Here is a 24,238-nt window from a genome sequence, read left to right on the forward strand (position 1 = left end):
GCCATTGTGTTACGGCCCGCCGCCCTCGAAAAGCCCTGTGTGGGCCCGGCGCGTCACGCGGGCGCGTCCGCCTGGGGAGCAGCCTGCCCCGGCAACAACCGCTGGAGCGTCTCGAGCAACTGCCGCGGGTCCACCGGCTTCGACAGGATGGCGGAAACCCCCTGGCTGGCCGCGTACACCGCCCTGTCCCGGGGACTCATCTCCGCCGTCTCCGCCGACAGGATGACCACGGGCACCTTCGCGAGCGCCGCGTCGCTCCTGCGCGCCGTCAGCACCCGGTGCCCGTCCATCACCGGCAACCCCATGTCCAACAGGATGAGCGAGGGCCGGGGCGTGCCCGACAGGAGCGCGAGCGCCTCCCTCCCGTGGTCCGCCACCAGCACCCGGTACCCCTGGAGCTCCAGGTACCCCTGGAGCGCCTCACGGATGTCCAGGTCATCCTCCACGATGAGCAGCGGTCCGGCGTCGGCAGGCCCCATGACAGGAAGGTAGGGCCTGGGGGCACACCCGCGAGTCCTCGGGGGCGCAGGTCGCCCGGTCGCCCCTCGTGGGAGGCCCCTGGGAGGCCCTGGCTCCCGTGTCCGGAAAGCCCCGGGAGGACTGCCGTTGACCGGCTCCCGCCCCGCTTATATAGGGGGCCCCGCCGTCAGACTGCCCTGCTCCCACCCCGGCGCACCCGGCAGAACGTCCCACAGGAGTTCCCCGTCCCATGGCGTCCCTTCGCGACATCCGCAAGCGCATCCGCTCGGTGAAGAACACGCGGCAGATCACCAAGGCCATGAAGATGGTCTCCGCCGCGAAGCTGCGCAAGGCACAGGACGCCATCCTCGCCGCGCGTCCGTACGCGTCGATGCTGGACCAGATCATCTCCGACCTGGCCGCGCGCTCCGGGGACAACGACCTCAGCCACCCGCTGCTGGCCGCCCGGCCCGTCAAGCGCGTGGAGCTGGTGACGCTCACGTCGGACCGCGGCCTCGCCGGCGGCTTCAACTCCAACGTCACCCGCCGCGCCAACCGGTTCCTCTACGAGAACGCGGGCCTGGAGCGCATCCAGCTCTCCACGGTGGGCCGCAAGGGCAACGACTTCTTCCGCAATCGCAACCAGAACATCCGCAAGGACTTCGGTGGCCTGTACCAGCGGCTGAACTACCGCGCCGCCGCGGACGTGGCCGAGGAGCTGGTCGCCAGCTTCCTCAACGGCGAAGTGGACGCGGTGCACATCGTCTACAACGAGTTCATCAGCGCCATTAACCAGAAGGTCGTCGTCACCCAGCTCTTGCCCCTGCAGACGCTCGGCGCCGGCGCCGCGCCCTCCGAGGGCGCCGCGGCCATGGTGGACTTCAAGTACGAGCCGGACCGCCAGGCCGTGCTGGACCGCCTGGTGCCCCAGGCCGTCAACATCAAGCTCTACCGCGCGCTCCTGGAGAGCGTGGCCAGCGAGCACGGCGCCCGCATGAGCGCCATGGAGAACGCCACCTCCAACGCCTCCGACATGATTTCCAGCCTGACGCTCACCTACAACCGCACCCGTCAGGCGGTCATCACCAAGGAGCTCATGGAGATCGTCTCCGGCGCCGAGGCGCTCAAGTAGTCCCGAGCGCCACCCCGTCGCACCCCGGGCCCGCCCCCACTTTTGGGAGCGGGCCCTTCGCGTTTAAGGGCCGCTTCGGGCCCGTCCAGGGCCCTCGGGAGGGGTCCCTGCGTGAAGCGACTGTGGGTGGTGCCGGGAGCGCTGTTCTTGGGTGGCTGTGGCTTCGACACGGTGGCCAGCGGCCACGGGGGCATCGGCTTCGACTCGTTCGGCAGCGGCACCCAGCGCGAGCCTTACGGTGAAGGCCTGCACGTGATGCGGCCGGGCAAGTCGCTCATCACGTATGACCTGCGCGTCCAGGAGATGAAGGACGAGCTCAACGTGCTGTCCAACAACGGCCTGGACCTGAAGGTGGACTCCAGCGTGCGCTACCGGGTGGACCCGCAGAAGCTGTTCGAGCTGCACACCCAGACGGGCCCCCGCTACGCGGACATCCTCATCGCCCCCATCGTCCGCTCGGAGGCGCGCAAGGTGTTCGGCCGCTACGCGCCCGAGGAGATCTACTCGACCAAGCGCGAGCAGATCGAAAAGGAGATCTACGACGAGGTGACGCGCGCGCTCGCGGGCAAGCACGTCGTCGTGGAGGCCATCCTGGTGCGCGACGTGTCCCTGCCCGCGTCCATCCGCGAGGCCATCGCCGACAAGCTGGCCGAGGAGCAGCGCAGCCAGAAGATGCGCTTCACCCTGGACAAGGAGCGCCAGGAGGCCGAGCGCCGGCAGATCGAAGCCGAGGGCATCGCCAGGTACCAGACCATCGTCCGCCAGGGCCTCACCGAGGAGTACCTGCGCTTCAAGGGCATCGAGGCCACCGAGAAGCTGGCCCAGAGCCCCAACGCCAAGGTGGTGGTCGTGGGCGGCGGCTCGAGGGGCAACCTGCCGCTGGTCTACCAGGTGGACGGGAAATAGCCCGGTTGGCGTCCGGGGTGTGGATCCGCTAAGCGGGACTTACCGGTCAGGACCCCGGGAGGCTTGATTCTGCGGGAGGCCCCCGGTAAAGGGGCACCGCCCTCATATCCGGGCGGAATTTTGATGACGGGCACGGCGCCGGTCGCCCCCCGCACGAGGCAGACGACACCCATGAGCGCTCAAGTTCCTACGGCAGGCAAAATCATCCAGGTTCTCGGCCCCGTGGTCGACGTCGAGTTCCCGCCCGGCGGCCTCCCGGAAGTCTACGTCGCCCTGAAGGTGACGAACGCGAACCTCAGCAACGAGGCGGACAACCTGGTCCTCGAGGTCGCCCAGCACCTCGGTGAGAACACCGTCCGCACCATCGCCATGGACTCCACCGAGGGTCTGGCCCGCGGCACCCCCGTGAAGAACACGGGCGCCCCCATCCAGGTGCCGGTCGGCAAGGCCACCCTGGGCCGCATCCTGAACGTCACCGGCGACCCGGTGGACGAGATGGGCCCCGTGAAGTCGCAGGAGTACTGGCCCATCCACCGCGCGCCCCCTCCGTTCACGGAGCAGGACGTGCGCGTGCAGATGTTCGAGACGGGCATCAAGGTCATCGACCTGCTCGCCCCCTACACCCGCGGCGGCAAGATCGGCCTGTTCGGCGGCGCCGGCGTCGGCAAGACGGTGCTCCTGCAGGAGCTCATCCGCAACGTGGCCATCGAGCGCGGCGGCTTCTCCGTGTTCGCCGGCGTCGGTGAGCGCACCCGCGAGGGCAACGACCTGTACCACGAGATGCAGGACACGGGCGTCATCAAGACCGACAACCTGGAGGCCAGCCAGGCCGTCCTCGTGTACGGCCAGATGAACGAGCCGCCTGGTGCCCGCGCCCGCGTCGCGCTCTCCGCGCTGACCATGGCCGAGTACTTCCGCGACGTGGAGGGCCGTGACGTGCTCCTCTTCGTGGACAACATCTTCCGCTTCACCCAGGCCGGCTCGGAAGTGTCCGCCCTCCTGGGCCGCATCCCCAGCGCCGTGGGTTACCAGCCCACGCTCGCCACGGAGATGGGCGGCCTGCAGGAGCGCATCACCTCCACCACCAAGGGCTCGATTACGTCCGTGCAGGCCATCTACGTGCCCGCCGACGACCTCACGGACCCGGCCCCCGCCACCGCGTTCGCCCACCTGGACGCGACCACGGTGCTCAACCGCTCCATCGCCGAGCTCGCCATCTTCCCCGCCGTGGACCCGCTCGACTCCACCAGCCGCATCCTGGACCCGGGCATCATCGGCCAGGAGCACTACGCGGTGGCCCGCAAGGTCCAGGGCATCCTGCAGCGTTACAAGGAGCTCCAGGACATCATCGCCATCCTCGGCATGGACGAGCTCTCCGAGGACGACAAGCTGGTCGTGGCGCGCGCCCGCAAGATTCAGCGCTTCCTGTCGCAGCCCTTCTTCGTGGCCCAGGTCTTCACCGGCAAGGAAGGCCGCTACGTGAAGCTCCAGGACACCATCCAGGGCTTCAAGGAGATCGCCGAGGGCAAGCACGACGACATCCCCGAGAGCGCCTTCTACATGGCGGGCGCCATCAACGAGGTCGTCGAGAACGCGCGCAAGCTGGCGGCGTAGACTCGCTGTCCCACCCTCCACCGAGGTGACCATGCGTCACGCGGCGCTCGCCCTGTTCCTCTGTGTCCTGTCGCTCCCCGCCCTGGCGGAGGAGCGCAAGGGACGCGCCCGGGTGAGCGCCAACGGGCTGTACAGCGTGCGCATGGTGGACGTGGGGCCGGGCAGGTGCCGGCTGGAGGTGACGAAGGAGAGCGGACCCGTCTGGCAGCTGGAGCAGTGCCTGGGGACGGTGGACGACTTCTACTTCGTCTCCAACGACGGCGAGCGGGTCTGGGTGCTGTGGCCCCTGGTGGAGAAGGGGAAGGCCCGGCCCGCGCCGAAGACGAAGAAGGGCAAGAAGCCCAAGGGGCCGCCGGACTGGGCCACGGAGGTGCTGGTGGCGGGGCAGTACGGCCGCGACGGACAGCGCATCCTGGAGCGGCGACTGACGGACCTGGTCCCCGCGAAGCAGCTCTCCGAGGTGCGGCACATGACGCACCACCTGAAGTGGCTGGAGGGCACGCTCGGCATCCCTGGCAAGGGGCCTCGGCTGACGGACGCCGGGGTGGTCGAGTTCGAGCCGGTGGGTGGGACCACCCGGCAGCTCAATTTCTGAAGTGGGTAGTGCGAGGAGCGTCATGGCCAAGCTGACTGTGGAGATTGTCACCCCCGAGAAGCGCATCCTGTCGGTGCAGGCCGACGAGGCCATCGTGCCCGGAGGCAAGGGCCTGTTTGGCGTGCGGCCGGGGCACACCCCCTTCCTGTCGCTGATGGAGCCGGGCGCGCTGACGCTGGTGGATGGCGGCAAGCGCGACGCGTACTTCGTCGCGGGCGGCTTCGTGGAGGTCGCCAACGACAAGGTGCTCGTGCTGGCCGACGCCGCCGAGCACGTGTCCGGCATCGACGTGGAGGGCGCGCGCAAGCGCCTGGGTGAGGCGCAGGACCGGCTGAAGGGCCTGTCCTCCGAGGACGCCCGCTACGAGCTGGAGCAGGCCACGGTGCGCCGCGAGGCGGCCCGCATCGGCGCCGCGGGCGCTCGCGCCTGAGTCGGTGTCCTGGCCGCTTCAGGGCCAGGACAACCCCAGCTCCCGGTCGAATCCCCGCCGGCCCTCGACGGTGAGCCGCACTCCGCGGCCCTCGGGCCGGCGCGCAATCCAGCGCCGCGCGAACAGGCGCTCCGCCAGCGCGGCGCCCAGCGCTCCGCCGATGTGAGCGCGTCGCTCGCTCCAGTCCAGACAGCGCCGCGCGAAGGCGCGCCTGCCTTGTGACAGCGCGTCCACGTCCACGCCCCACCTGGTGATGAAGCGCGCGCCCTCGGGTGTCAGCGCGTAGCTGTCGTCGCCTGTCTCCAGGAGGCCGCGGCGCTCCAGGCCGTCCGCCAGTGCGACGCCGAGCGTGCCCGCCAGGTGGTCGTAGCAGGTCCGCGCGAAGCGCAGCGGCTCGGGGACTCGCACGGTGCCCTGGCGTGTGGGGACGAGCAGGCTGAGTGCTTCGAGGGCGCGGGCGACGTCGGGCGTGGCGAGCCGGTAGTAGCGGTGGCGGCCTTGAACCTCGACGCGGACGAGGCCGCCTTCGAGCAGCTTCGCGAGGTGGCCGCTCGCGGTTTGCGGCGAGACGCGGGCCTCCTGCGCGAGCTCTCCGGCGGTGCGCGCGGGACCTTCGAGCAGGCGCGACAGCATGCCCGCGCGGGCCGGGTCTCCGATGAGCGAGGCGGTGAGGGCGAGGTCGAGCGGGTGGGGCATGGCGGGAGTCTGTGCTGTACGGACGCGAGGACGTTTCGGCGTGCACCGAAGTATCTCGGTTGGCGGATGAATGCAGAAGCGAAGCAACTCGTTCGGTATGCGTTTGTCGAGCTGGCGAGCCACCTCGGGGCATCGACTGGGCTTGAGAGAGCTGCTGCATCCCACGTTGCACACGGTTCGGCGCGCACCGAAGCATCGGCACGTCCGCGCGCACTACTCACGCGGGCATGACCGACACGCCGCGACACCGTGTGATTGCGCCTCGCATCCTCTACTTCGGCACCCCCGTGGCCCTCTTGAGCACGCTCCAGGAGGACGGCTCGCCCAACCTCACGCCGCTGTCCTCCGCGTGGGCCCTCGACGACAGGCTGGTGCTCGGCCTGGGGATGCTGGGCCAGGGGCTGGAGAACCTGCGCCGCACGGGTGAGGCGGTGGTGAACCTGCCCTCGGCCTCACTGTGGCCCCAGGTCGAGCGCCTCGCGCCCACCACGGGCCGCTTCCCCGTGCCCGACACCAAGCGCGCGATGGGCTACCGACACGAGCCTCGCAAGTTCGAGCGCGCGGGCCTCACGCCACTCCCCTCGGACACCGTCTCACCCCCACGCGTGGCCGAGTGTCCGCTGCAACTGGAGGCCGTCTTGTTGGCAGCGCACATGGCCACCCCCACGCCGGAGTCCTCCTCCGACTTCGTCATCGCCGAGCTGCGCGTCACCCGCGTCCACGCGCACGAGCACGTCACCGTGCCCGACACCCACCACGTCGATGTCACGCAGTGGCAACCGCTGCTCTATGTCTTCCGTCACTACGTGGGCACCGGGCCCGGCCTCGGACGCAATTTTCGCGCGGAGACGTGACGCGCGCGCAATCGTTGCGCCGCGGCGTCGGCGGATTCCCTCGATTCGCTTGTCTTGTCTTTCCAAATTGACGTCTGGCTCGAATCGATGCATTTGAAATGCATCTTTAAGCCCGGTCGGGCGGAAGGAGCAGACGCGATGAGCACGGCGGCGCAGGAGAAGAGCGTTTACGAGCAGATTGGCGGAGAGCCGGCGATGGCGGCGGCGGTGGACGTGTTCTACCGGAAGGTGCTGGCGGACGACCGCATCAGCCACTTCTTCGAGGACGTGGACATGGAGCGCCAGTCGGCCAAGCAGAAGGCCTTCCTGACGATGGTGACGGGAGGCCCGTCGACCTACTCGGGCAAGGACATGCGCGCGGGCCACGCGCACCTGGTGAAGCGCGGGCTGAACGACGTGCACTTCGACGCGGTGGTGGAGCACCTGAGCGCGACGCTCCGGGAGCTGGGCGTGCCCGAGCCGCTGGTGGCGCGCGTGCTGGCCATCGCGGGCGGCGCTCGCGCCGACGTGCTCAACCGCTGACGGGAACGAGAGGCTCGCCATGGCCACGGTGAAGCACGAGTCGCGGTGGTATCCGCTGGAGCCCGAGGAGAGCGTGCTGGACGGGCTCCTGCGACAGGGCGTCGCCGTGCCCCATGCGTGTCGGGCCGGCGCCTGTCAGTCCTGCCTCATGCGCGCGACGGCGGGCGACGTCCCGGAGGCCGCGCGCGTGGGCCTGAAGGACACGCTGCGCGCGCAGGGCTACTTCCTCGCCTGCATGTGCCGCCCCTCGGCGGACACCGCGCTGGAGGTCTCCGGCGCGGACGCGCTGCGAGTCCCCGCGCGCATCGCCTCATTGGACCTGTTGTCCCAAAGCGTCCTGCGCGTGCGGCTGTCCACGGACGCTCCGCTGGACTACCGCGCGGGCCAGTACGTGTCGCTGCTGCGGGCGGACGGCCTGGCCCGCAGCTACTCGCTGGCGAGCCTCCCTCGCGAGGGCCTGCTGGAGCTGCACGTCCGCCTGGTGGCGGGCGGCGAGATGAGCGGCTGGCTCGCTCGCGAGGCGCGCGTCGGTGACGCCGTGGCCGTGCAGGGCCCCGCGGGCAGCTGCTTCTACGTCGACGGCCGCCCCGAGCAGTCGCTGATTCTCGCGGGCGCGGGGACGGGGCTCGCGCCGCTGTACGGCATCGCGCGCGACGCGCTGGAGGCGGGACACCAGGGCCCCATCTGGCTGTTCCACGGCGCGCGCACCCCCGAGGGCCTCTACCTGACGCGCGAGCTGCGCGAGCTGGCCGAGCAACACGCGGGTTTCCACTATCGACCGAGCGTGCTGACGGGCGGCTCCCGGGACGTGGCCGAGGGAGCGCTCGACGCCGTCATCCGCGCCGAGTGCCCCAAGCCGGTGGGCTTCCGCGCGTGGCTCTGCGGCGACGCCGATTTGGTGTTATCCCTGCGCAAGAAGCTCTTCCTCTCCGGGCTTGCGCTCAAGGACCTCCACGCGGACGTCTTCCTGCCGAGCACACCCAGGGCGTAAGGCCGTCGGAGCCCGCTGACCGTGCACCTCACCCTCCACGCCGACTACTCGCTGCGCGTCCTGCTCTACCTCGCCGCCCGCCCCGGAAGGCTCGCCTCCACGCAGGAGCTGGCGGACGCATACGGCATCTCCAAGCACCACCTGGTGCGCGTGGTGCAGACGCTCGCGGGCGAGGGCTTCGTGGAGGTCAAGGCGGGGCGCTCGGGCGGCGTGACGCTGGCGAAGGCGACGAAGGACATCCGCGTGGGCCGCGTGCTGCGCGCGGCCGAGCCGGACTTCGAGCTGGTGGAGTGCTTCAACCGCGAGCGCAACACCTGCCCCATCGCCCCCGCCTGTGGGCTGAAGGGCGTGCTCGCGGAGGCACGTGAGGCCTTCCTCGCGGTGCTGGACCGGTACACACTGGCGGACCTGGTGGGCCGCTCCCGCAAGGACCTGTCCGACCTGTTCCTCCCGGTGATGGCGCCATGACCTCCGCTCCCCTCGAGTTGTTCCACCGCATCGCCGACCCGCCCTCCGCCGTGGCGCGCCGCTACATCGTCGACCACGCGCTGGAGGACCGCGTCATCTTCCGCAACCTCGTGTACGCCGAGGCGGAGCTGGACTGGACGCTGCACGGCGGCCACGCCACGCCCGCGCTCTGGGACGGCAAGCAACTGCACCAGGGCGCCGAGGCCGTGGTGGCTCGGCTCCAGGCCGTCGTCAACCTGGGCCGCGACGACGCGTGACGCGTGACGGCGCGTGTGCCGACTTGCGCGCGCCGCTGCCACCTCCCCACTCCTCGTGCGCCATGCGCTCCGTGCGAGTCGCCGCGCTCAAGCTTCGGGAGTTGGACACGTGTACAGGTGTGCCTTGGAGCCCGGGTGCTCGGACTTGCCGCGCGCGTGCTGGTTGCGGTAGTCAGCCCACCCCGCGCACGCGTCGGCGGATGGGCTCGAACCAGGAAGGGTGGACGGTGATGATGGCGTGCGGCCTGGAGTGTGGCGTCGGAATCGCTCGTGTGGCGAACGCGAGTGTGCTCCTCCCGCGCGAGTCAAGCCCCCACGCACGTCAATCCACCACGAGCTTCGCGCGTTTCGCGCGCTTCTCGCTGTCCGTCCAGCCCTGAGCCTCGGTTAATCTCCTCGACTCCATGCCGCTGACTCCCTCCGAGCGCCAGGACAGGTTCCATGCGGCGTTCGTGGGGCTCGCCATCGGAGATGCGCTCGGCTTCCCGCTGCGCGGCATCCCGCCCGCGAGCCTCGCGCGGCTGCCCGGGCTGGCGGAGGACTTCGCGCCCAGGCCTCGCGGCAAGTTCGCCAAGGGCCAGTTCAGCGACGACACGCAGCTGCTCCTCGCCGCCGCGGAGAGCGTCATCCGCGAGGGCCGCGTGGACGGCCGCAGCGCGGCGGCGCACCTGGCGTGGCTGTGGCAGGAGGGCATCATCCTCCAGCCGCCGCGCAGCCTGGCCGAGTCGCTCCAGCGGCTCTCCAGCGGCGTGCCGTGGATGAGCGCGGGCGCGCCCCTGGGCACGCTGTGCCCGTCGGTGCTCAGCCGCGCGCTGGTGGTGGGGCTCTTCGAGAGCGGCCAGCGCGCGAAGCTGCCGCATGACGCGGGCGTGCTCACCGTCATCACCCACAAGGACCCCGTCTGTGCCGCCGCCGCCGCCGCCTTCGCGCAGGCCGCCGCGCTGGGCATGGAGGAGGAGCCGCTGACGCCCACCGCCTTCTGCGAGCAGCTGTCGCTGGCGGCGGCCGTGCACGACAAGGGCCTGGCCGAGGAGGTGCGCCACCTGCCCCGCCTGCTCACGTGGGACACCACGCGCGCCCTGTCGCAGCTTCGCAAGGTGGGCGTGCCCCCCAGCGAGCTCAAGGGCGTGGACGGGCTGCCCGCGCACGTGGTGCCGGTGCTCTTGACGGCGCTGTACGCCACCCTGCGCGTGCCCCACGACTTCCGCGAGGCGGTGGCGCTGGTGCTGCGCTGTGGCGGCGAGGCGGACGTGGCGGCGGCGCTGACGGGCGCGCTGGTGGGCGCCCACCTGGGCACCCGCGCCATCCCCGCGCGCCTGCGCAAGGCGGTGCTGTACGTGGACAACCTGGTGGACACCGCGGACCGACTGTTCCGTGCCCATCAGGTGCGCGAGACGCTGGCCACGGCGCTGGCCCACCAGCGTCGGCGCTGAGGGGGTTCCCCCAAGGCGAGCGGGCAGGCGGGCTCCACGCCCCACTCCCGGACGGGCTTCTCGCGCTCGTCCGCCCTGCCCACCTTGTCCGGAGGAGTGGGGTCAGGTGCGGCCGAGCGAACGAGCGAGCACCCGGGAGTCCCCCTCCGCGAGCGCGGGAGAAGGACGTCGTGGACCTCGAATCCGAACGCCTGGAGCGCAGCCAGCTGGAGTCACTCTCCACGGCCGAGCTCATCCGGCACGCTCTGGCGGAGACGCGCCTGCTGGTGCGCGCCGAGGTGCTGCACGCCAAGAAGGAGCTGCGCGACGAGCTGAAGGCCGCGCGCACCGCGGGCATCCTGATAGGCGCGGGCGCGGTGCTGGCGCTCACGTCGCTGGCGGTGCTCTTCGTGGCGCTGGGGCTGGCGATGCCCCTGGGCGCGGCGCTGGGCGTGCTGCTGGTGGGCGTGGTGCTGCTCGCCGTCGCCGGCGGGATGCTCTTCATGGGCACCAGGCGCCTGCCGAAGAAGCCGCTGGCGCACACCCAGGAGCGCCTGAAGCTCGACTACCAGCTCACGCGGGAGACGCTGCAATGAACGACAACGGCCGGAGCGGCAACGAGCTGGCGGAGCGTCAGCAGCACGTCGACCATCGCATCACCCGTGGCATGGATGACCGCAAGCAGGTGGAGCAGACCGCGGACCGCATCCGCGACGAGCTCCTGCTGACGCTCGAGGAGCTGGACCGGCGCCGAGGGCGGATGCTCGACGTGCGCTACCAGGTGCAGCAGCACTCCAGCGCGCTCGTCGCCGCGGGCGCCGTGGCCATGGTGCTGGTGGGCTCGGGCGTGGGCCTGGCCATCTACCGCGCGCGCCGCCGCGACGAAATCCTGCGCAAGAAGCGCCGCAAGGCCCTGCAGCGCGCCTGGGAGAACCCGGACCAGGTCGCCTCCAGCGCGAAGGAGCGCCCCATCGGCGTGGAGCTGGGACGCAAGCTGGTCCTCATCTTCGCCACCGCGCTGGCCACCGCCGTCGCCAAGAACTCCGTGCAGACGCTCGTGCCTGCTCGCCAGCCTCCGAGCCCCGCTTCGTTGCCTGAGTAGAATCTCTAAATGCGCCGGAAATGCATATAACGCATTCTGATGTGCATGACGGACCTGCTCTATGCGCGGGCGCAGATGGGGCTGTCGCTCGGCTTTCACATCGTCTTCGCGGCGGCGGGCGTGGCGTTGCCGGTGCTCATGGTGTTGAGCGACTGGAAGGCGCGGCGCACCGGTGACGCGGACTACGTGAAGCTGAGCCAGAAGCTGGCGAAGGGGACGGCCATCCTCTTCGCGGTGGGCGCGGTGAGCGGGACGATGTTGTCCTTCGAATTGGGCCTGCTGTGGCCGGAGTTCATGGGCCGCTACGGCGAGGTGATTGGCCTGCCCTTCAGTCTGGAGGGCGTGGCCTTCTTCACCGAGGCCATCTTCCTGGGCATCTACCTGTACGGCCGCCAGCGGGTGTCGCCGAACCTCCACCTGTTCTCCGGCGTCATGGTGGCCTTGAGCGGCGCGGCGAGCGCGTTCTTCGTCACGCTGGTCAACGTCTTCATGAACGACCCGTCGGGCTTCGTGGCCACGCCCGAGGGTCCCACGAACATCCAGCCGCTGGTGGCGATGTTCAGTCCGGGCTGGCCGTACCAGACGGCGCACGTGCTGCTGTCCTGCTATCAGGCGAGCGCGTTCGCCATGGCGGGCATCCACGCGTTCGTGCTGCTGCGCCATCCGGGCGCGGCGTTCCATCGCAAGGCGCTGTCGGTGGCGCTGCCGCTCGCGTGTGTCACCGCGCTGCTCCAGCCGCTGGTGGGGGACCTGTCCGCCAAGCACGTCGCGAAGGCGCAGCCGGTGAAGCTCGCGGCGATGGAGGGGCACTTCGAGACGGAGCGCGGCGCGCCGCTGCGTCTGGGCGGCGTGGAGGTCCCCAAGGCCCTGTCCATCCTGGCCTTTGGAGATCCACACGCGGAGGTGAAGGGGCTCAACGAGTTCCCGAAGGACACGTGGCCCCCGGTGGCCAAGGTGCACGGGGCCTTCCAGGTGATGGTGGGCACGGGCTCGCTGATGGCGCTGCTCGCGCTGGTGACGCTCGTGCACCGGTGGCGAAAGAAGGCGTGGCCCTCGGGGCGGAAGATGATGCGGGCGTGGCTCGTGTCGGGGCCGCTGGGGTTGGTGGCGCTGGAGGCGGGGTGGCTCGTCACCGAGTGGGGACGGCAGCCATGGATTGTCCGCGGGGTCATGCGCACCGCGGAGGCGGTGACCCCCGTGCCGCATCTGGCCGCGCCGTTCTGGACCTTCACCGCCGTGTATCTGTTCCTCGGCGTGGTGGTGGTGTCGCTGCTCCTGAGCCAGGTGGCGGGCACGCTGCCGGGGCGCGAGGAGAAGCACGACGAGGGAGGCGAGGCCCATGTCCACTGACGTCCTGCTCGGCTTCCTGATGGCGGGGACCTTCGTCCTCTACGCGCTCTTCGGCGGCGCGGACTTCGGCGGCGGTGTGTGGGACTTGCTGGCCTTCGGGCCGCGCAAGGCGGAGCAGCGCGCTCTCATCGCCCGGGCGATGGGCCCGGTGTGGGAGGTGAACCACGTCTGGCTCATCGTCGGGCTGGTGCTGCTGTTCGCGGGCTTCCCGCGCGCCTTCGCCGCGCTGAGCGTGGCGCTGCATGTCCCGCTGACGCTGCTGTTGCTCGGCATCGTGTTCCGGGGCGCGGCGTTCACCTTCCGCACCTATGACACGCGGGGGGACGCGGCCCAGCGCAGGTGGGGGCTCGTCTTCAGCGGGGCGAGCGTCGTGGCGCCGCTGCTGCTCGGCATGTGCGTGGGCGCGGTGGTGAGCGGCGCCATCCGCGTGGAGGGGCGCGTGGTGGTGAGCGGCTTCTTCGCCTCGTGGCTGTCGCCCTTCGCGTGGGCGGTGGGCGTGCTCGCCCTGTCCCTCTTCGCCTTCCTGGCGGCGGTGTACCTGACGCACGAGTCCTCCACGCCAGGGCTGCGCGAGGACTTCCGTGCGCGCGCGCTCGGCGCGGGCGTGGCCGTCTTCGTGGCGGCGGTGCTCGTGCTGGTGCTGGCGCGCGACGGTGCGCCCCGGGTCTGGGAGGGACTGTTCCGCTCGCCCTTCGCGCTGGCGCTGCACGCGGCCACGGGCGTGTCGGCGGCGGCCGCCTTCGCGCTCCTGTGGACGCGGCGCTTCGCGTGGGCACGGCTGGCGGCGGCGCTCCAGGCGGGCCTCATCGTCCTGGGCTGGGCCGCGTCCCAGTATCCCTATCTGGTCGTCCCCGACATCACCCTGCGGGCCGCGGCGGCGAGCCCTGGCACCTTGAAGCTGCTGCTCGTCGCCATCGGCGTGGGCGCGCTCATCGTCATCCCCTCCGTCGTCCTCCTCTTCCGCGTCTTCCGCCCCCGACCCGAGGGCATGTCCGCTCCCCATCCCCAGGGGTGAGACAGAAAAATCCCGTCTCGTTGGAGTGTCCGAGTGGGAGGTCCGCGCCGGGTGTCTGTCTTTGCTCGGCGTGAATGACGCCCCGCATCCTTTTCCAGGCCGCTCGAATCTTTGGCTCCCGAGGTGAAACATCTCGTGAGGGCGGATGTGGTTTTTGTGTTTTCTCACGCAAGGAGTTGCAACCGCGGCGTTGATGAATGCATGACAGAAAGAAGCACCGCTTCTTCCTGACGTGGAGGTCGCCGATATGGGTGTCGTCCGTCGCGCGGTCGTGTCGCTGTGCTTCGTCGCGCTCCTGCTCCCGGGGATGTCTCACGCGAGTGAGTCCTTCGTGAATTGGGAGACCCCCCATGTGCACCCGCTGGATTTGACTCCTGACGGTAGATTGCTGTTGGCGGTGAACACGGCGGACAACCGGCTGCTGGTGTTCGACACGACGTCGCGCAAGGGATTGGCGCTGTTGGCGTCCATCCCCGTGGGATTGGACCCGGTGTCGGTGCGGGCCAGGAGCAACACCGAGGCCTGGGTGGTGAACCACGTCTCGGACAGCGTCAGCATCGTCGACCTGCGCCGCGCCACCGTGACGGCCACCGTGCACACCGATGACGAGCCCGCGGACGTCGTCTTCGCCGGCCGCCCCGAGCGCGCCTTCATCACCTGCTCCCAGGTGAACCGGGTGCTGGTGGTGGACCCGCGCCGCCCCGACGCGACGCCCCACCGCCTCACCCTGAAGGGCGAGGACCCGCGCGCGCTCGCGGTGAGCCCCGACGGCCGCTTCGTCTACGCCGCCATCTTCGAGTCCGGCAACGGCACCACCATCCTCGGCGGCGGCTCGCTGATTCCGGACGCGTACCCGCCCAACGCGGTGAGCGACGCGCGCGGCCCCTACGGTGGCGTGAATCCTCCGCCCAACGCGGGCACCTCGTTCGTCCCCGCGCGAAACCCCTCCAACCCGCCGCCTCCGCCCGTGGGCCTCATCGTGCGCAAGAACGGGCGCGGCCAGTGGTTCGACGACAACCGGGGTGACTGGACGGACCTGGTGAGCGGCGTGAATGCCTCCGCGTCCGGCCGCCTCCAGGGCTGGGACCTGCCGGACCGCGACCTGGCCATCATCGACACGGCGTCGCTCGACGTCACCTACGCCACGCGGCTGATGAACCTGAACATGGCGCTGGCGGTGCACCCGTCCGGCACCGTCACCGTGGTGGGCACGGACGCGCGCAACGAGGTGCGCTTCGAGCCGAACGTCAACGGCCGCTTCCTGCGCGTGCTGATGGCGACGGTGGACCCGCGCCGGCCTTCGTCCTCCACGGTGAAGGACCTCAACCCGCACCTCGACTACGCCACGCCCACGGTGCCGCAGTCGGTGCGCGACCTCTCCATCGGAGACCCGCGCGGCGTGGTGTGGAACGCGCGCGGCACGCGGGCCTTCGTGACGGGGCTGGGCTCCAACAACGTGGTGGCGGTGGGGCAGGGCGGCGCGCGGCTGGGGCAGGTGGAGGTGGGCGAGGGCCCCACGGGCATCGTCCTCGACGCGGGGCGCGAGCGGCTCTACGTGCTCAACCACTTCGGCGGGAGCATCTCCGTGCTCAACGCGGACCGGCTCGAGGAGCTGTCGCGCGTGGCCTTCTTCGACCCGTCACCGAAGGCCATCAAGGTGGGCCGCAAGCACCTCTACGACACGCACAAGACGTCGGGCCTGGGGCACGTGTCCTGCGCGTCGTGCCACGTGGACGGGCGCATGGACCGGCTCGCGTGGGATTTGGGCGACCCGAGCGGGACGGTGAAGGCGCTGGACGGCCAGAACCTGGGCATGGGCCTGCCGCTGCCGCCCTTCGAGGCGTGGCACCCGATGAAGGGCCCCATGACGACGCAGACGCTCCAGGACATCATCGGCAAGGAGCCGCTGCACTGGCGCGGAGACCGCGCGAGCCTGGAGGAGTTCAACCCCGCCTTCGAGGGCCTGCAGGGCGACGACACCCAGCTCACCCCGCGCGAGATGAGCGAGCTGCGCTCCTTCCTCGCCACGCTCACCTTCCCGCCCAACCCGTTCCGCAACCTGGACAACTCGCTGCCCAGGGACCTGCCGCTGCCGGGCCACTACACGACGGGCCGCTTCGCGCCCGTGGGCAAGCCGCTGCCCAACGGAGACGCGACGCGGGGGCTGGCGCTGTTCCGTCCGCCGCGCCTCCTGGCCCAGGGGCTCTTCGCGTGCAACACCTGCCACACCTTCCCGTCGGGGCTCGCGGTGAACGCGCAGTGGAACGGCGCTCAGTGGATGCCGCTGCCGAAGGGGGCGATGGGCGAGTCCCACCACGCGCTCGTGTCCACCGACGGCAGCACCAACGTCACGCTCAAGGTGCCGCAGCTGCGCAACCTCTATGAGAAGGTCGGCATGGAGCTGACGCAGAAGGAGAGCCTGGCCGGCTTCGCCTTCATCCACGACGGCAGCGTGGACTCGCTGTCGCGCTTCATCACCGAGCCGACCTTCAACCCGGAGAGCGACCAGGAGGTGGCGGACCTCACCGCGCTCCTGCTGTCCTTCGCGGGCTCGGAGCTGCCGCGCGGCTCGGCCACGGACATGTTCCTGCCGCCGGGGCCCGACTCCAAGGACTCGCACGCGGCGGTGGGGCAGCAGGTGACGCTGTCCTCGGCGACGCCCGCCCAGTTCGTGCGCGTGCTCCAGTTCATGTCCCTGGCCGAGCAGGGCAAGGTGGGGCTGGTGGCCAAGGGCGTGCGCCAGGGTGAGCCGCGCGGCTTCACCTACGTGGGCAACGGCGTCTTCCAGTCGGACCGCGCCTCCGAGAAGGTGGGCGCGTATCTGCTGCTGGCGGGAATCCGCCCCGGCGCGGAGCTGACCTACACCGTGGTGCCCGCGGGCTCCGAGCGACGCATCGGCGTGGACCAGGACGAGGACGGGATGCTCGACCGGGACGAGCTGGACCGGGGGCGCAGGCCGGACCGGCCGTACGACGGCCGGCACCTCGTGGAGGCCGAGGGGGCGGGTCAGGTTGGCCCGGTTGCGACCGCGGATTTGTAACCCGTATCGTCGCGCGCGGGGGGCTGCGAGTCAGCCCATGTGCTCCTTGGAGGCGTGTGCATGAAGCTGAAAGTCGCGTACTGGGTCGTCACCGCGCTGGTCTCGCTGTCCGCCGCGGGCTCCGCCTTCATGTACCTCACCGACGCGCCGCCGATGGTGGCCGCCTTCGAGCACCTGGGCTACCCGGCCTACTTCCGGACCATGCTCGGCATCGCCAAGGTGCTGGGCGTGCTGGCGCTGTGGGCTCCGCTGCCGCGCACGCTGCGGGAGTGGGCCTACGCCGGCTTCGCCATCGACTTCGTGGCGGCGGCGGTGTCTCACACGGCCATGGGGGACCCGGCGGGCAAGTCCGCCGTTCCCGTCGCCATGTTCGTGCTGCTCATCACCTCGCACCAGCTCTGGCACCGCGTGTCGTCGGGTGCCGGCGTGGAGTCGGTGCCGCAGGTGCGGGCTGCCGGAGCCTGACGTCGCTCAGGGCGTCTGGGGCCAGGCGACGCGGGGCTCCTCGTCGCCCCTGGCCACCAGCACGCTGACGTCGTCCGCGAGGTCCTCGGAGTCGAGGGCCTCCAGCACGGTGTACACGCCGGCCTTCTCGTCCATCACCAGGCAGTACACGCGCAGGTGGCCTTCGCGCAGCTCGCCGCCCTCCACCTCGCCGTTGCCCGTCCAGCCGAGCGCGTCGGTGAGCAGCTCCTCCACCGCGACGCGCTTCTCCACGTCGTGGCCGGTGCCCTTGCCCTCGATGGGGTACTGGACGATGAGCGTGGACAGGCTGTCGGGCTCCACCTCGTCGTAGCCCTCCTCGATGAGCGGGCCGGCCACGTCGGCGATGGCGAAGTCGGGGTCCTCTTCCGGAGGCAGCGGCGCGTCCTTCTGCTCGCCCACCTCGCCGACGAAGCCCCAGTGCGTGGTGAGCACGCCCTCATGGACCCACGCCTCCCAGTAACGGAGGCGGTCGCCTTCCTTCTTGTAAAGCTTCAGCAATGTAAGACCCCAGGGGAGGGCCCTGCATAGCATGACGCTGGGGGTCCGCCGCGTTCAGAAGGCGCGGCCCTGTCCACCGTCCACCGGGAGCGTGGCGCCCGTCACCCACCGGGCGCGCTCCGAGCACAGGAAGACGACCACGTCCGCCACCTCCTCGGGGGTGCCGAAGCGGCCCCAGGGCAGCTCGTTGCGCACCATGCGTGCGACCTTCTCCGGGTCCGCCTTCTGGCGTTTGTCCCAGCTTCCGCCCGGGAAGAGGATGGAGCCGGGGGCCACGCCGTTGACGCGGATGTGGTGGCGCGCCAGGTCCACGGCCATCTCCTTGGTCAGCGCCGTCAGGCCCGCCTTGGCCGTGGTGTAGGGGGCGCTGGTGGCGTACTCGCGGCCGTAGATGGAGTTGATGTGGATGATGCAGCCGCCGCTGTTGGCGCGCATGACCTCCACGGCGGCCTGGCTGCACCACACCGCGGACAGGAGGTTGCCGTGGAGCACGGTGGACCACTGCTCGGCGGTGGCCATGTCGAACGCGCCCGCGCCGCCGCTGCCGCCCACGTTGTTGACCAGGATGTCCAGCGAGCCGAACGCCTCCACCGCCGCGTCCACCGCCGCCTTCGCGCCCTCCTTCGTGGCCACGTCCGCGACGACGGTGGTGATGCTCGCGCCCGAGGAGCGCAGCTCCTTCGCGGTGGCCTCCAGGGCGTCCGCGCCGCGAGCGCTCAGGCACACCCGAGCGCCCTCCTTGGCGAGCGTCGCCGCGATGGCTCGACCGATTCCCCGGCTGCTCCCCGTCACGAGGGCCGCCTTGCCTTTGAGCTCCAGGTTCATGGGCCCGCGTTCTACTTCAGGGCACATGGGGGGAATGGGACGGAGTGTGGGGGTTGCCCGACATTCGACGGCCGGGTCCGGTTACCGGGGATTCACCGGCCGGGGTGTGAGGGCCTGGATGGCGAGCCACTCCACGGCCTCCTCCCAGAGAGAGGCGCGGGAGCCCTCGCGGAAGAAGCCGAAGTGGCCGATGGGGTGGCCCGCCTGCTTGGGCGTCACCCGGCGGTGGTCGACGAGCGCGTCCGCGTAGAAGCCCAGCAGGTGCTCCACGGCATCCTTCGAGGCGATGGGGTCGTCGGAGAAGCTGTAGGCCCGCACGGGCAGGTAGAGCGACGCGTAGGACTCGCGGCGGGGCTCGCCGCCCTCGCTCAGGAGGTAGTTGGGGTCCAGGCACCAGCGGGCCCACTGGCGGGCCACGCCCGCGGGCAGGTCCTCCACGGTGCCGGCCCAGCCGGGCAGCTTGCCGAAGGCGCGGGTGAGGGCGGGCGTCAGCACGCGCCAGTTGAGGGCCATGCGCAGCCGCTGGGGGAAGAGCTTGTAGTAGCCGGAGCCGGCGGCGACGGTGAGCAGCGCGGAGACCTCGCGAGCGTTCTCGGCGAGGCCGAGCAGCTGGCCTCCCACGCTGTGGCCGACGAGCAGGAGCCGGCGGCCGGGGAAGCGCTCGCGCACGGCGGCGATGGCGCCCGCGAGGTCCTGGCGTCCCCAGTCCTCCAGGGTGGCCTCGAAGCCCTCGAGCTGCTCGGGGCGGGAGCCGCCGATGCCGCGGTAGTCGAAGGTGATGGTGGGGAAGCCGCGCCGGGCGAGGAAGGCGGCGAAGCGCGCGTAGTAGCGCTGGCGGGCGCCGGTCGCGCTGCTGATGAGCACCACCGCGCCCACCTCCGCGCCCTCGTGGGGGAAGAGGGTGGCGGACAGCGGGTAGCCGTCCAGGGCCTGGAGGCGGAAGGGGACTCCGGTGCTCGGGCCGGTGTCCGCCACCGTCAGTCGCTCCTCCTGGGGGAGGCTGCGCACCGCGGGGCCCGCGTCCTGTTCCAGCACCGGCGCATGAGCCATGGACATGGTGTTCTCCTGTGTTTCAGGCGGGGCCTGCTTGGGTGCCGCCGCTTCGTCCTGCCCGAGATAGCGCTGGAAGTGCTGCGGGAATGCAGGGCTTTGCTGCACCATTGCAGGCATGGATATGCGATGGGACGACCTGCGCTACCTGCTCTCCGTGGCGCGCCAGGGCTCGCTCGCCGGGGCGGCGCGGGAGCTGCGCGTCGATGCGACCACGGTGGGGCGCAGGCTGACGGCGCTGGAGAAGGCGCTCGGGACGCGGCTGGTGCTGCGGGGCTCGCGCACGCTGGGGCTCACCGAGGACGCCGAGGCGGTGGTGGCGCGTGCGAGGGAGATGGAGGACTCGCTGCGCTCGCTGCATGACGCCGTGTCGGCGGAGGCGAGGGTGGAGGGGTCGGTGCGCATCGCGGCGACGGAGCACCTGGCGCAGGCGTTGTTCGCCGCGCACCTGGGCGTGCTGAACGCGCGCCATCCGGGGTTGAACGTCGAGCTGTTGGTGGGGACGGAGCTGGTGGACCTCCAGCGGGGGGACGCGGACATGGCGCTGCGGTTGGTGCCGCCGCGAGGGGACGCGCTGGTGGTGCGCAAGGTGGGCGAGATGGCGTTCTCGATGTACGCGTCTCGAGGCTACCTGCGGCGACACGGCGCGCCCCGGCCCGGGGACTTCAAGGGACACACGGTGCTCGTGTACCGGACGGGGCTGACCTCGGGCGAGGAGTCCGAGGAGCTCAAGCGGGTGACGGCGGGAGGGCGTCGGTTGCTGCAGAGCAACAGCACGTCGGCGCTGCGCGAGGCCGCGGCGGCGGGGCTGGGCGTGGCGTTGCTGCCGTGCCTCACGGGTGGGCGCGATGTGCGGCTGACGCGCGTGGGCGCGGAGGTGCTGGCCAAGCGGCCGTTGTGGCTGACGTTCCACAAGGATTTGCAGCGGAGCCTGCGCGTGCGGGCCACGGCGGACTGGGTGGCGGAGGTGTGCCGGCGCGAGAAGGCGGGCCTGTCCGGCACGGAGTCGCGCGGGCGCTGAGCGACGAGGTCAGGAGCGTGGCTTGTTCGGAGCATCATCGTGCGGACGCGCCGAGTCATGAGACGCGGAGCGCACGCTGCCAGGGCATGTAGCGGAGCTCCACTCGCGAGGGACAGTGATGTGCGGAGGCTCAGTGCGCGAGCGAGCGGCCCCGTCCCGAGGGCGCGGTATCGAGTCCTCGTTCGCGCCACTTGTGGGCACGGCGAATGGCAGGGTGCCCCCATGCATCCGCTGGGAGCAGGTGACACCCTCTGCTCGCGGTCGAGCGCTGACTCACCGGACCTCTTCGTCGAGGAGGCTCGACGACTGTGGGGGTCGGCTGACGAGCCTGCCTAGACCGCGAGGAGCCGTGAGACCTTCAGCAGCATGGCGGGGATGAGGTCAGTCCACATGCATGCCGCGAGATAGCTCCCCGCGGCGCCCAGGTAGCAGAGGCTCTGCGAGGTCGCGTTGTCCTTGTCGCGCTGAACGGCGCTGAGCCCGGCCGGGAGCGCTGCGCCGAAGCCGACGACGTACCACAACAGCCACCACGCCTCGGGGCGAGTCTCCAGCGATGCCTTGACGGCTCCCGCGAGAATCAACCCTTGGACCGAGCAGAGGATGAACAACACGCTGGTGATGACGACATTCTCCGTCCGCCTCGCGGCCTCGGAGGTGGCGGCGTCACCGTCATGCCCGCGCGCGGCCTTCCGCGAACGAGCCGAGGCCGCCAGCGCGAAGGCGACGAAGCACAGCCCCACCGCATAGGAGTAGAGGACGTCGAACAGGTACGCCTTGAGGGTGAACCAGAGAAACGACATGGGTCTCCGCCAAGGGTTTCGTGAGGAGACGTCGGAGTCTCTGGGAGCATCCATCGAGGAGCACCGCACCGTGGGAGGGCCCGGTGCTCGAGGGCACCGGGCCTGCCCCACCGTGAGGCTCACTTCACGTGGAAGCGGGCCTCCGAGGGGCTCGCGCCGCCCGAGCGCTGCACGCCGCGCCCGGGGTTCGCGGCCAGGTGCTGGAGCACCTTGAACACCGTCTCCACCTCATCCGGCTGGCCGATGTCCGCCGCGAGCTGCTCCGCCGAGCGCGCCTCCGCCTTGGCCTCCTTCAGCCGCGCCGTGAGCTTCTTCTGGATGTCCAGCACGCTGGTCGCGGCCTTCTTGCCCGCCTCGACGCCCGGCTGGTGGTACGCGTTGATGTGCACCAGGCTCGCGTACAGGCCCACCGCGCGCTCGTAGAGCGCGATGAGCGCCCCCACCGTGCGCGCGCTCACGTCCGGCACCGTCAGGGTGATGGACTCGCGGCCCTTCTCGTACAGCGCGCGGCGCGTGCCCAGGAAGAAGCCCAGCAGGTAGTCGCCGCTGGTGATGCCGCCCTCCACCTCCATCGACTCACCGTCCCGGTCCTTGAGGACCTCGATGAACGTGGCGAAGAAGTTCGGCACCCCCTCGCGCAGCTGCTGCACGTACGCATGCTGGTCCGTGGAGCCCTTGTTCCCGTAGACGGCGATGCCCTGGTTCACCACCTTGCCGTCCAGGTCCTTCTCCTTGCCCAGCGACTCCATCACCAGCTGCTGGAGGTAGCGCGACATCAGGAGCAGGCGGTCCTTGTACGGCAGGATGACCATGTCCTTCACGCCGCGCCCGTCGCCCGCGTGGAACCACATCAGCGCGAGCAGCGCCGCCGGGTTCTTCAGCGCGTCGCGCTGCCGCGTCGCCACGTCCATCTCCCGCGCGCCCGCGAGCATCCCGTCGATGTCCAACCCCTGCAGCCGCGCCGGCAACAGGCCCACCGCCGACATCACCGACGTGCGCCCGCCAACCCAGTCCCACATCGGGAACATGCGCAACCAGCCCTGCTTCCTCGCGTGCTGGTCCAGCTCACTGCCCGCGCCCGTGACGGCCACCGCGTGCTTGCTGAAGTCGAGCCCCTGCGCCTGATAGCCACGCTCGGCCTCCAGCATGCCGTTGCGCGTCTCCTTGGTGCCGCCCGACTTGCTGATGACCACCGTCAGCGTCTCGGCGAGCTTGCTGCCCAGCTGCCCCAGCACCCGGTCCATCCCGTCCGGGTCCGTGTTGTCGAAGAACGACACCTGCATCTGGTCGTCCCGCGACGTCAGCGCGTCCGCCACCAGCTGCGGCCCGAGCGCCGAGCCGCCGATGCCCACCAGCAGCAGGTGCGTGAAGCGCGCCGCCTTCTGCGGCTTGAGCTTCCCCTCGTGCACGTCCCGCGAGAAGGCGTGCACCGCGGCCACCGTGTCGGTGATGTCCTTCGACAGCGCGGGCTCCGGGGCCAGCTCCGGCGCGCGCAGCCAGTAGTGCCCCACGCGGCGGTTCTCGTCCGGGTTCGCGATGGCGCCCTTCTCCAGCGCCTCCATCTGGCTGAAGGCCTCCTCCAGCCGAGGACTCATCCGCTCCAGGAAGTCCGCCGCGAACCCCATGCGCGAGACGTCGAGGGAGAACCCCAGCGACGGGACGACGCTCAGATAACGCTGGTACCGCTCCCACAGCTCACGCTCGGTCATGGCTCCTCCTGGGGGCTCGCGCGAAGAAAAAGTGCCAGGTGGCTTAGCGCCTCCGAGCGGCCGTGGGAAGCCGAATGGGCCCCGGCCTCAGGCCGAGGGGCTCACTGTCTCCGGTTCCGAACTCGGCGGACCTTGTCGCGGCGTGGAGGAGTCCGCTGGCTTCCATGCGGGGTTGCGGAAGATGTAGCTCAGCCGCTGCCGCAGCGAGCCTCGCTTCGCCGCGTCCTTCGCGATGGAGGCGAACTCGTGGAACGCGATGCGCACCGGGTTGAACGTCTTCAGGTTCTTGGTGAGGCCGTAGACGGGCTTCTCACCCTCCGGCTCGAAGGTGCCGAACAGCCGGTCCCAGATGATGAGGATGCCCGCGTAGTTCTTGTCGAGGTAGCGCGGATTCGCCGCGTGGTGCACGCGGTGGTGCGACGGCGTGTTGAGCACCCACTCGAGCGGCCGCGGCAGCCGGCCGATGGCCTCCGTGTGAATCCAGTACTGGTACAAGAGGCTCACTGACTGCTGGACGACAATCATCACCGGCGAGAAGCCCAGCAGCGCCAAGGGCGCCCAGAACACCCAGCTCGTCGGAGGCGTCCACGTCTGCCGCAGCGCCGTCGTCAGGTTGTAGTGCTGGCTGGAGTGGTGCACCACGTGCGATGCCCAGAAGAAGCGGCTCTCGTGGTGGACGCGGTGGAACCAGTAGTAGCAGAGGTCGTCCGCGAAGAAGAGGAGCACCCACGCGAGCACGCCCGTGCCCATGCGCAGCGGCGTCAGCTGGTACAGCGCCAGGTAGCCCGCGAAGGCCACGCCCTTCCACACCACGTTGATGAACACGTTGCCCAGCCCCATGGAGAGGCTTGCGAGCGAGTCCTTCCACGTGTGCCCCACCAGGGCGGCGTTCTCCTCGCGCAGCTTCTTCACCCAGAAGAACTCGGCCACCACCGTCAGGATGAACACGGGAATGGCGGGTGCGATGAGGTCGGGGATGTGCGTGGCGTCCATGGGACACCTCCTT

The 24,238-nt window shown here is 70.5% G+C and carries 26 protein-coding genes; 18 read left to right on the forward strand and 8 right to left on the reverse strand.

Annotated elements, in window-relative coordinates:
* Window positions 1-53: 53 nt before the first annotated feature.
* Window positions 54-479, reverse strand: coding sequence for a response regulator (locus OWM54_RS24725; RefSeq protein ID WP_267699088.1), 426 nt, complete (start codon window positions 477-479; stop codon window positions 54-56).
* Between the two features lie 230 nt (window positions 480-709).
* Between OWM54_RS24725 and atpG the strand changes: the two genes are divergently transcribed.
* The 5 genes from atpG to OWM54_RS24750 all read left to right on the forward strand — a co-directional run bounded on the left by atpG (window position 710) and on the right by OWM54_RS24750 (window position 5,136).
* The gene (atpG, locus tag OWM54_RS24730) at window positions 710-1,591 is read left to right on the forward strand and encodes an ATP synthase F1 subunit gamma (protein WP_141330331.1); all 882 of its coding nucleotides are present in this window, start codon (window positions 710-712) and stop codon (window positions 1,589-1,591) included.
* A gap of 111 nt (window positions 1,592-1,702) precedes the next feature.
* The gene (locus OWM54_RS24735) at window positions 1,703-2,497 is read left to right on the forward strand and encodes a prohibitin family protein (RefSeq protein ID WP_267699089.1); all 795 of its coding nucleotides are present in this window, start codon (window positions 1,703-1,705) and stop codon (window positions 2,495-2,497) included.
* A gap of 171 nt (window positions 2,498-2,668) precedes the next feature.
* Complete coding sequence (atpD, locus tag OWM54_RS24740) at window positions 2,669-4,111, forward strand: F0F1 ATP synthase subunit beta (RefSeq protein WP_046716707.1); 1,443 nt, start codon at window positions 2,669-2,671, stop codon at window positions 4,109-4,111.
* A 31-nt stretch (window positions 4,112-4,142) separates the two neighbouring features.
* Complete coding sequence (locus OWM54_RS24745; RefSeq protein WP_141330325.1) at window positions 4,143-4,706, forward strand: hypothetical protein; 564 nt, start codon at window positions 4,143-4,145, stop codon at window positions 4,704-4,706.
* Window positions 4,707-4,728: 22 nt separating this feature from the next.
* A complete protein-coding gene (locus tag OWM54_RS24750; protein ID WP_141330323.1) occupies window positions 4,729-5,136 on the forward strand; it encodes a F0F1 ATP synthase subunit epsilon in 408 nt (135 codons plus the stop codon).
* An 18-nt stretch (window positions 5,137-5,154) separates the two neighbouring features.
* Here the strand turns inward: OWM54_RS24750 and OWM54_RS24755 are convergent, their stop codons facing one another.
* Window positions 5,155-5,832 (reverse strand): ArsR/SmtB family transcription factor, encoded by a 678-nt coding sequence (locus tag OWM54_RS24755; RefSeq protein WP_223749556.1) that lies wholly within the window; start codon window positions 5,830-5,832, stop codon window positions 5,155-5,157.
* 251 nt (window positions 5,833-6,083) lie between these two features.
* On the opposite strand from OWM54_RS24755, the gene OWM54_RS24760 reads away from it, so the two are divergent.
* The 12 genes from OWM54_RS24760 to OWM54_RS24815 all read left to right on the forward strand — a co-directional run bounded on the left by OWM54_RS24760 (window position 6,084) and on the right by OWM54_RS24815 (window position 17,308).
* Entirely contained in the window at window positions 6,084-6,686 is a 603-nt protein-coding gene (locus tag OWM54_RS24760; RefSeq protein ID WP_267699090.1) for a flavin reductase family protein, read from the forward strand.
* A gap of 138 nt (window positions 6,687-6,824) precedes the next feature.
* Entirely contained in the window at window positions 6,825-7,208 is a 384-nt protein-coding gene (locus OWM54_RS24765; RefSeq protein WP_248544703.1) for a group I truncated hemoglobin, read from the forward strand.
* A gap of 19 nt (window positions 7,209-7,227) precedes the next feature.
* Entirely contained in the window at window positions 7,228-8,199 is a 972-nt protein-coding gene (locus OWM54_RS24770; protein WP_223749559.1) for a 2Fe-2S iron-sulfur cluster-binding protein, read from the forward strand.
* A 21-nt stretch (window positions 8,200-8,220) separates the two neighbouring features.
* Window positions 8,221-8,667 carry an RrF2 family transcriptional regulator gene (locus OWM54_RS24775; protein ID WP_267699091.1) on the forward strand — a complete coding sequence of 149 codons (447 nt, stop codon included), beginning with the start codon at window positions 8,221-8,223 and terminating at the stop codon, window positions 8,665-8,667.
* Entirely contained in the window at window positions 8,664-8,924 is a 261-nt protein-coding gene (locus OWM54_RS24780) for a hypothetical protein (RefSeq protein ID WP_046716700.1), read from the forward strand. Before OWM54_RS24775 ends, OWM54_RS24780 begins: the two co-directional genes overlap by 4 nt.
* A 404-nt stretch (window positions 8,925-9,328) precedes the next feature.
* Complete coding sequence (locus OWM54_RS24785; protein WP_267699092.1) at window positions 9,329-10,357, forward strand: ADP-ribosylglycohydrolase family protein; 1,029 nt, start codon at window positions 9,329-9,331, stop codon at window positions 10,355-10,357.
* A gap of 170 nt (window positions 10,358-10,527) precedes the next feature.
* Window positions 10,528-10,932: a phage holin family protein gene (locus OWM54_RS24790; protein WP_267699093.1), complete on the forward strand. Its 405-nt coding sequence runs from the start codon at window positions 10,528-10,530 to the stop codon at window positions 10,930-10,932.
* The gene (locus tag OWM54_RS24795) at window positions 10,929-11,438 is read left to right on the forward strand and encodes a hypothetical protein (protein WP_223749563.1); all 510 of its coding nucleotides are present in this window, start codon (window positions 10,929-10,931) and stop codon (window positions 11,436-11,438) included. The genes OWM54_RS24790 and OWM54_RS24795 overlap by 4 nt, the downstream gene beginning before the upstream one ends.
* Before the next feature lie 45 nt (window positions 11,439-11,483).
* Window positions 11,484-12,788, forward strand: coding sequence for a cytochrome ubiquinol oxidase subunit I (locus OWM54_RS24800; protein WP_267699094.1), 1,305 nt, complete (start codon window positions 11,484-11,486; stop codon window positions 12,786-12,788).
* Window positions 12,778-13,803 carry a cytochrome d ubiquinol oxidase subunit II gene (locus OWM54_RS24805; protein WP_267699095.1) on the forward strand — a complete coding sequence of 342 codons (1,026 nt, stop codon included), beginning with the start codon at window positions 12,778-12,780 and terminating at the stop codon, window positions 13,801-13,803. Before OWM54_RS24800 ends, OWM54_RS24805 begins: the two co-directional genes overlap by 11 nt.
* A gap of 247 nt (window positions 13,804-14,050) precedes the next feature.
* The gene (locus OWM54_RS24810) at window positions 14,051-16,843 is read left to right on the forward strand and encodes a hypothetical protein (protein WP_267699096.1); all 2,793 of its coding nucleotides are present in this window, start codon (window positions 14,051-14,053) and stop codon (window positions 16,841-16,843) included.
* Window positions 16,844-16,903: 60 nt separating this feature from the next.
* Window positions 16,904-17,308 carry a DoxX family protein gene (locus tag OWM54_RS24815; RefSeq protein ID WP_141325714.1) on the forward strand — a complete coding sequence of 135 codons (405 nt, stop codon included), beginning with the start codon at window positions 16,904-16,906 and terminating at the stop codon, window positions 17,306-17,308.
* A gap of 6 nt (window positions 17,309-17,314) precedes the next feature.
* Here the strand turns inward: OWM54_RS24815 and OWM54_RS24820 are convergent, their stop codons facing one another.
* The 3 genes from OWM54_RS24820 to OWM54_RS24830 form a co-directional block, all read right to left on the reverse strand.
* Window positions 17,315-17,827 carry a hypothetical protein gene (locus tag OWM54_RS24820; protein WP_267699097.1) on the reverse strand — a complete coding sequence of 171 codons (513 nt, stop codon included), beginning with the start codon at window positions 17,825-17,827 and terminating at the stop codon, window positions 17,315-17,317.
* Between the two features lie 54 nt (window positions 17,828-17,881).
* Window positions 17,882-18,652 (reverse strand): SDR family NAD(P)-dependent oxidoreductase, encoded by a 771-nt coding sequence (locus tag OWM54_RS24825; protein WP_223749569.1) that lies wholly within the window; start codon window positions 18,650-18,652, stop codon window positions 17,882-17,884.
* An 81-nt stretch (window positions 18,653-18,733) separates the two neighbouring features.
* Window positions 18,734-19,708: an alpha/beta fold hydrolase gene (locus tag OWM54_RS24830; protein WP_267699098.1), complete on the reverse strand. Its 975-nt coding sequence runs from the start codon at window positions 19,706-19,708 to the stop codon at window positions 18,734-18,736.
* Between the two features lie 112 nt (window positions 19,709-19,820).
* Between OWM54_RS24830 and OWM54_RS24835 the strand changes: the two genes are divergently transcribed.
* Complete coding sequence (locus tag OWM54_RS24835; RefSeq protein WP_267699099.1) at window positions 19,821-20,723, forward strand: LysR family transcriptional regulator; 903 nt, start codon at window positions 19,821-19,823, stop codon at window positions 20,721-20,723.
* A gap of 332 nt (window positions 20,724-21,055) precedes the next feature.
* On the opposite strand, the gene OWM54_RS24840 is transcribed toward OWM54_RS24835, so the two are convergent.
* The 3 genes from OWM54_RS24840 to OWM54_RS24850 all read right to left on the reverse strand — a co-directional run bounded on the left by OWM54_RS24840 (window position 21,056) and on the right by OWM54_RS24850 (window position 24,225).
* Entirely contained in the window at window positions 21,056-21,523 is a 468-nt protein-coding gene (locus tag OWM54_RS24840; RefSeq protein ID WP_141325709.1) for a hypothetical protein, read from the reverse strand.
* Window positions 21,524-21,642: 119 nt separating this feature from the next.
* Window positions 21,643-23,232 carry a glucose-6-phosphate isomerase gene (locus OWM54_RS24845; RefSeq protein WP_267699101.1) on the reverse strand — a complete coding sequence of 530 codons (1,590 nt, stop codon included), beginning with the start codon at window positions 23,230-23,232 and terminating at the stop codon, window positions 21,643-21,645.
* Window positions 23,233-23,319: 87 nt separating this feature from the next.
* Window positions 23,320-24,225, reverse strand: coding sequence for a sterol desaturase family protein (locus tag OWM54_RS24850; protein WP_223749573.1), 906 nt, complete (start codon window positions 24,223-24,225; stop codon window positions 23,320-23,322).
* Window positions 24,226-24,238: the final 13 nt, after the last annotated feature.

Source organism: Myxococcus sp. MISCRS1 (assembly GCF_026626605.1).
GTDB classification, from domain to species: domain Bacteria; phylum Myxococcota; class Myxococcia; order Myxococcales; family Myxococcaceae; genus Myxococcus; species Myxococcus fulvus.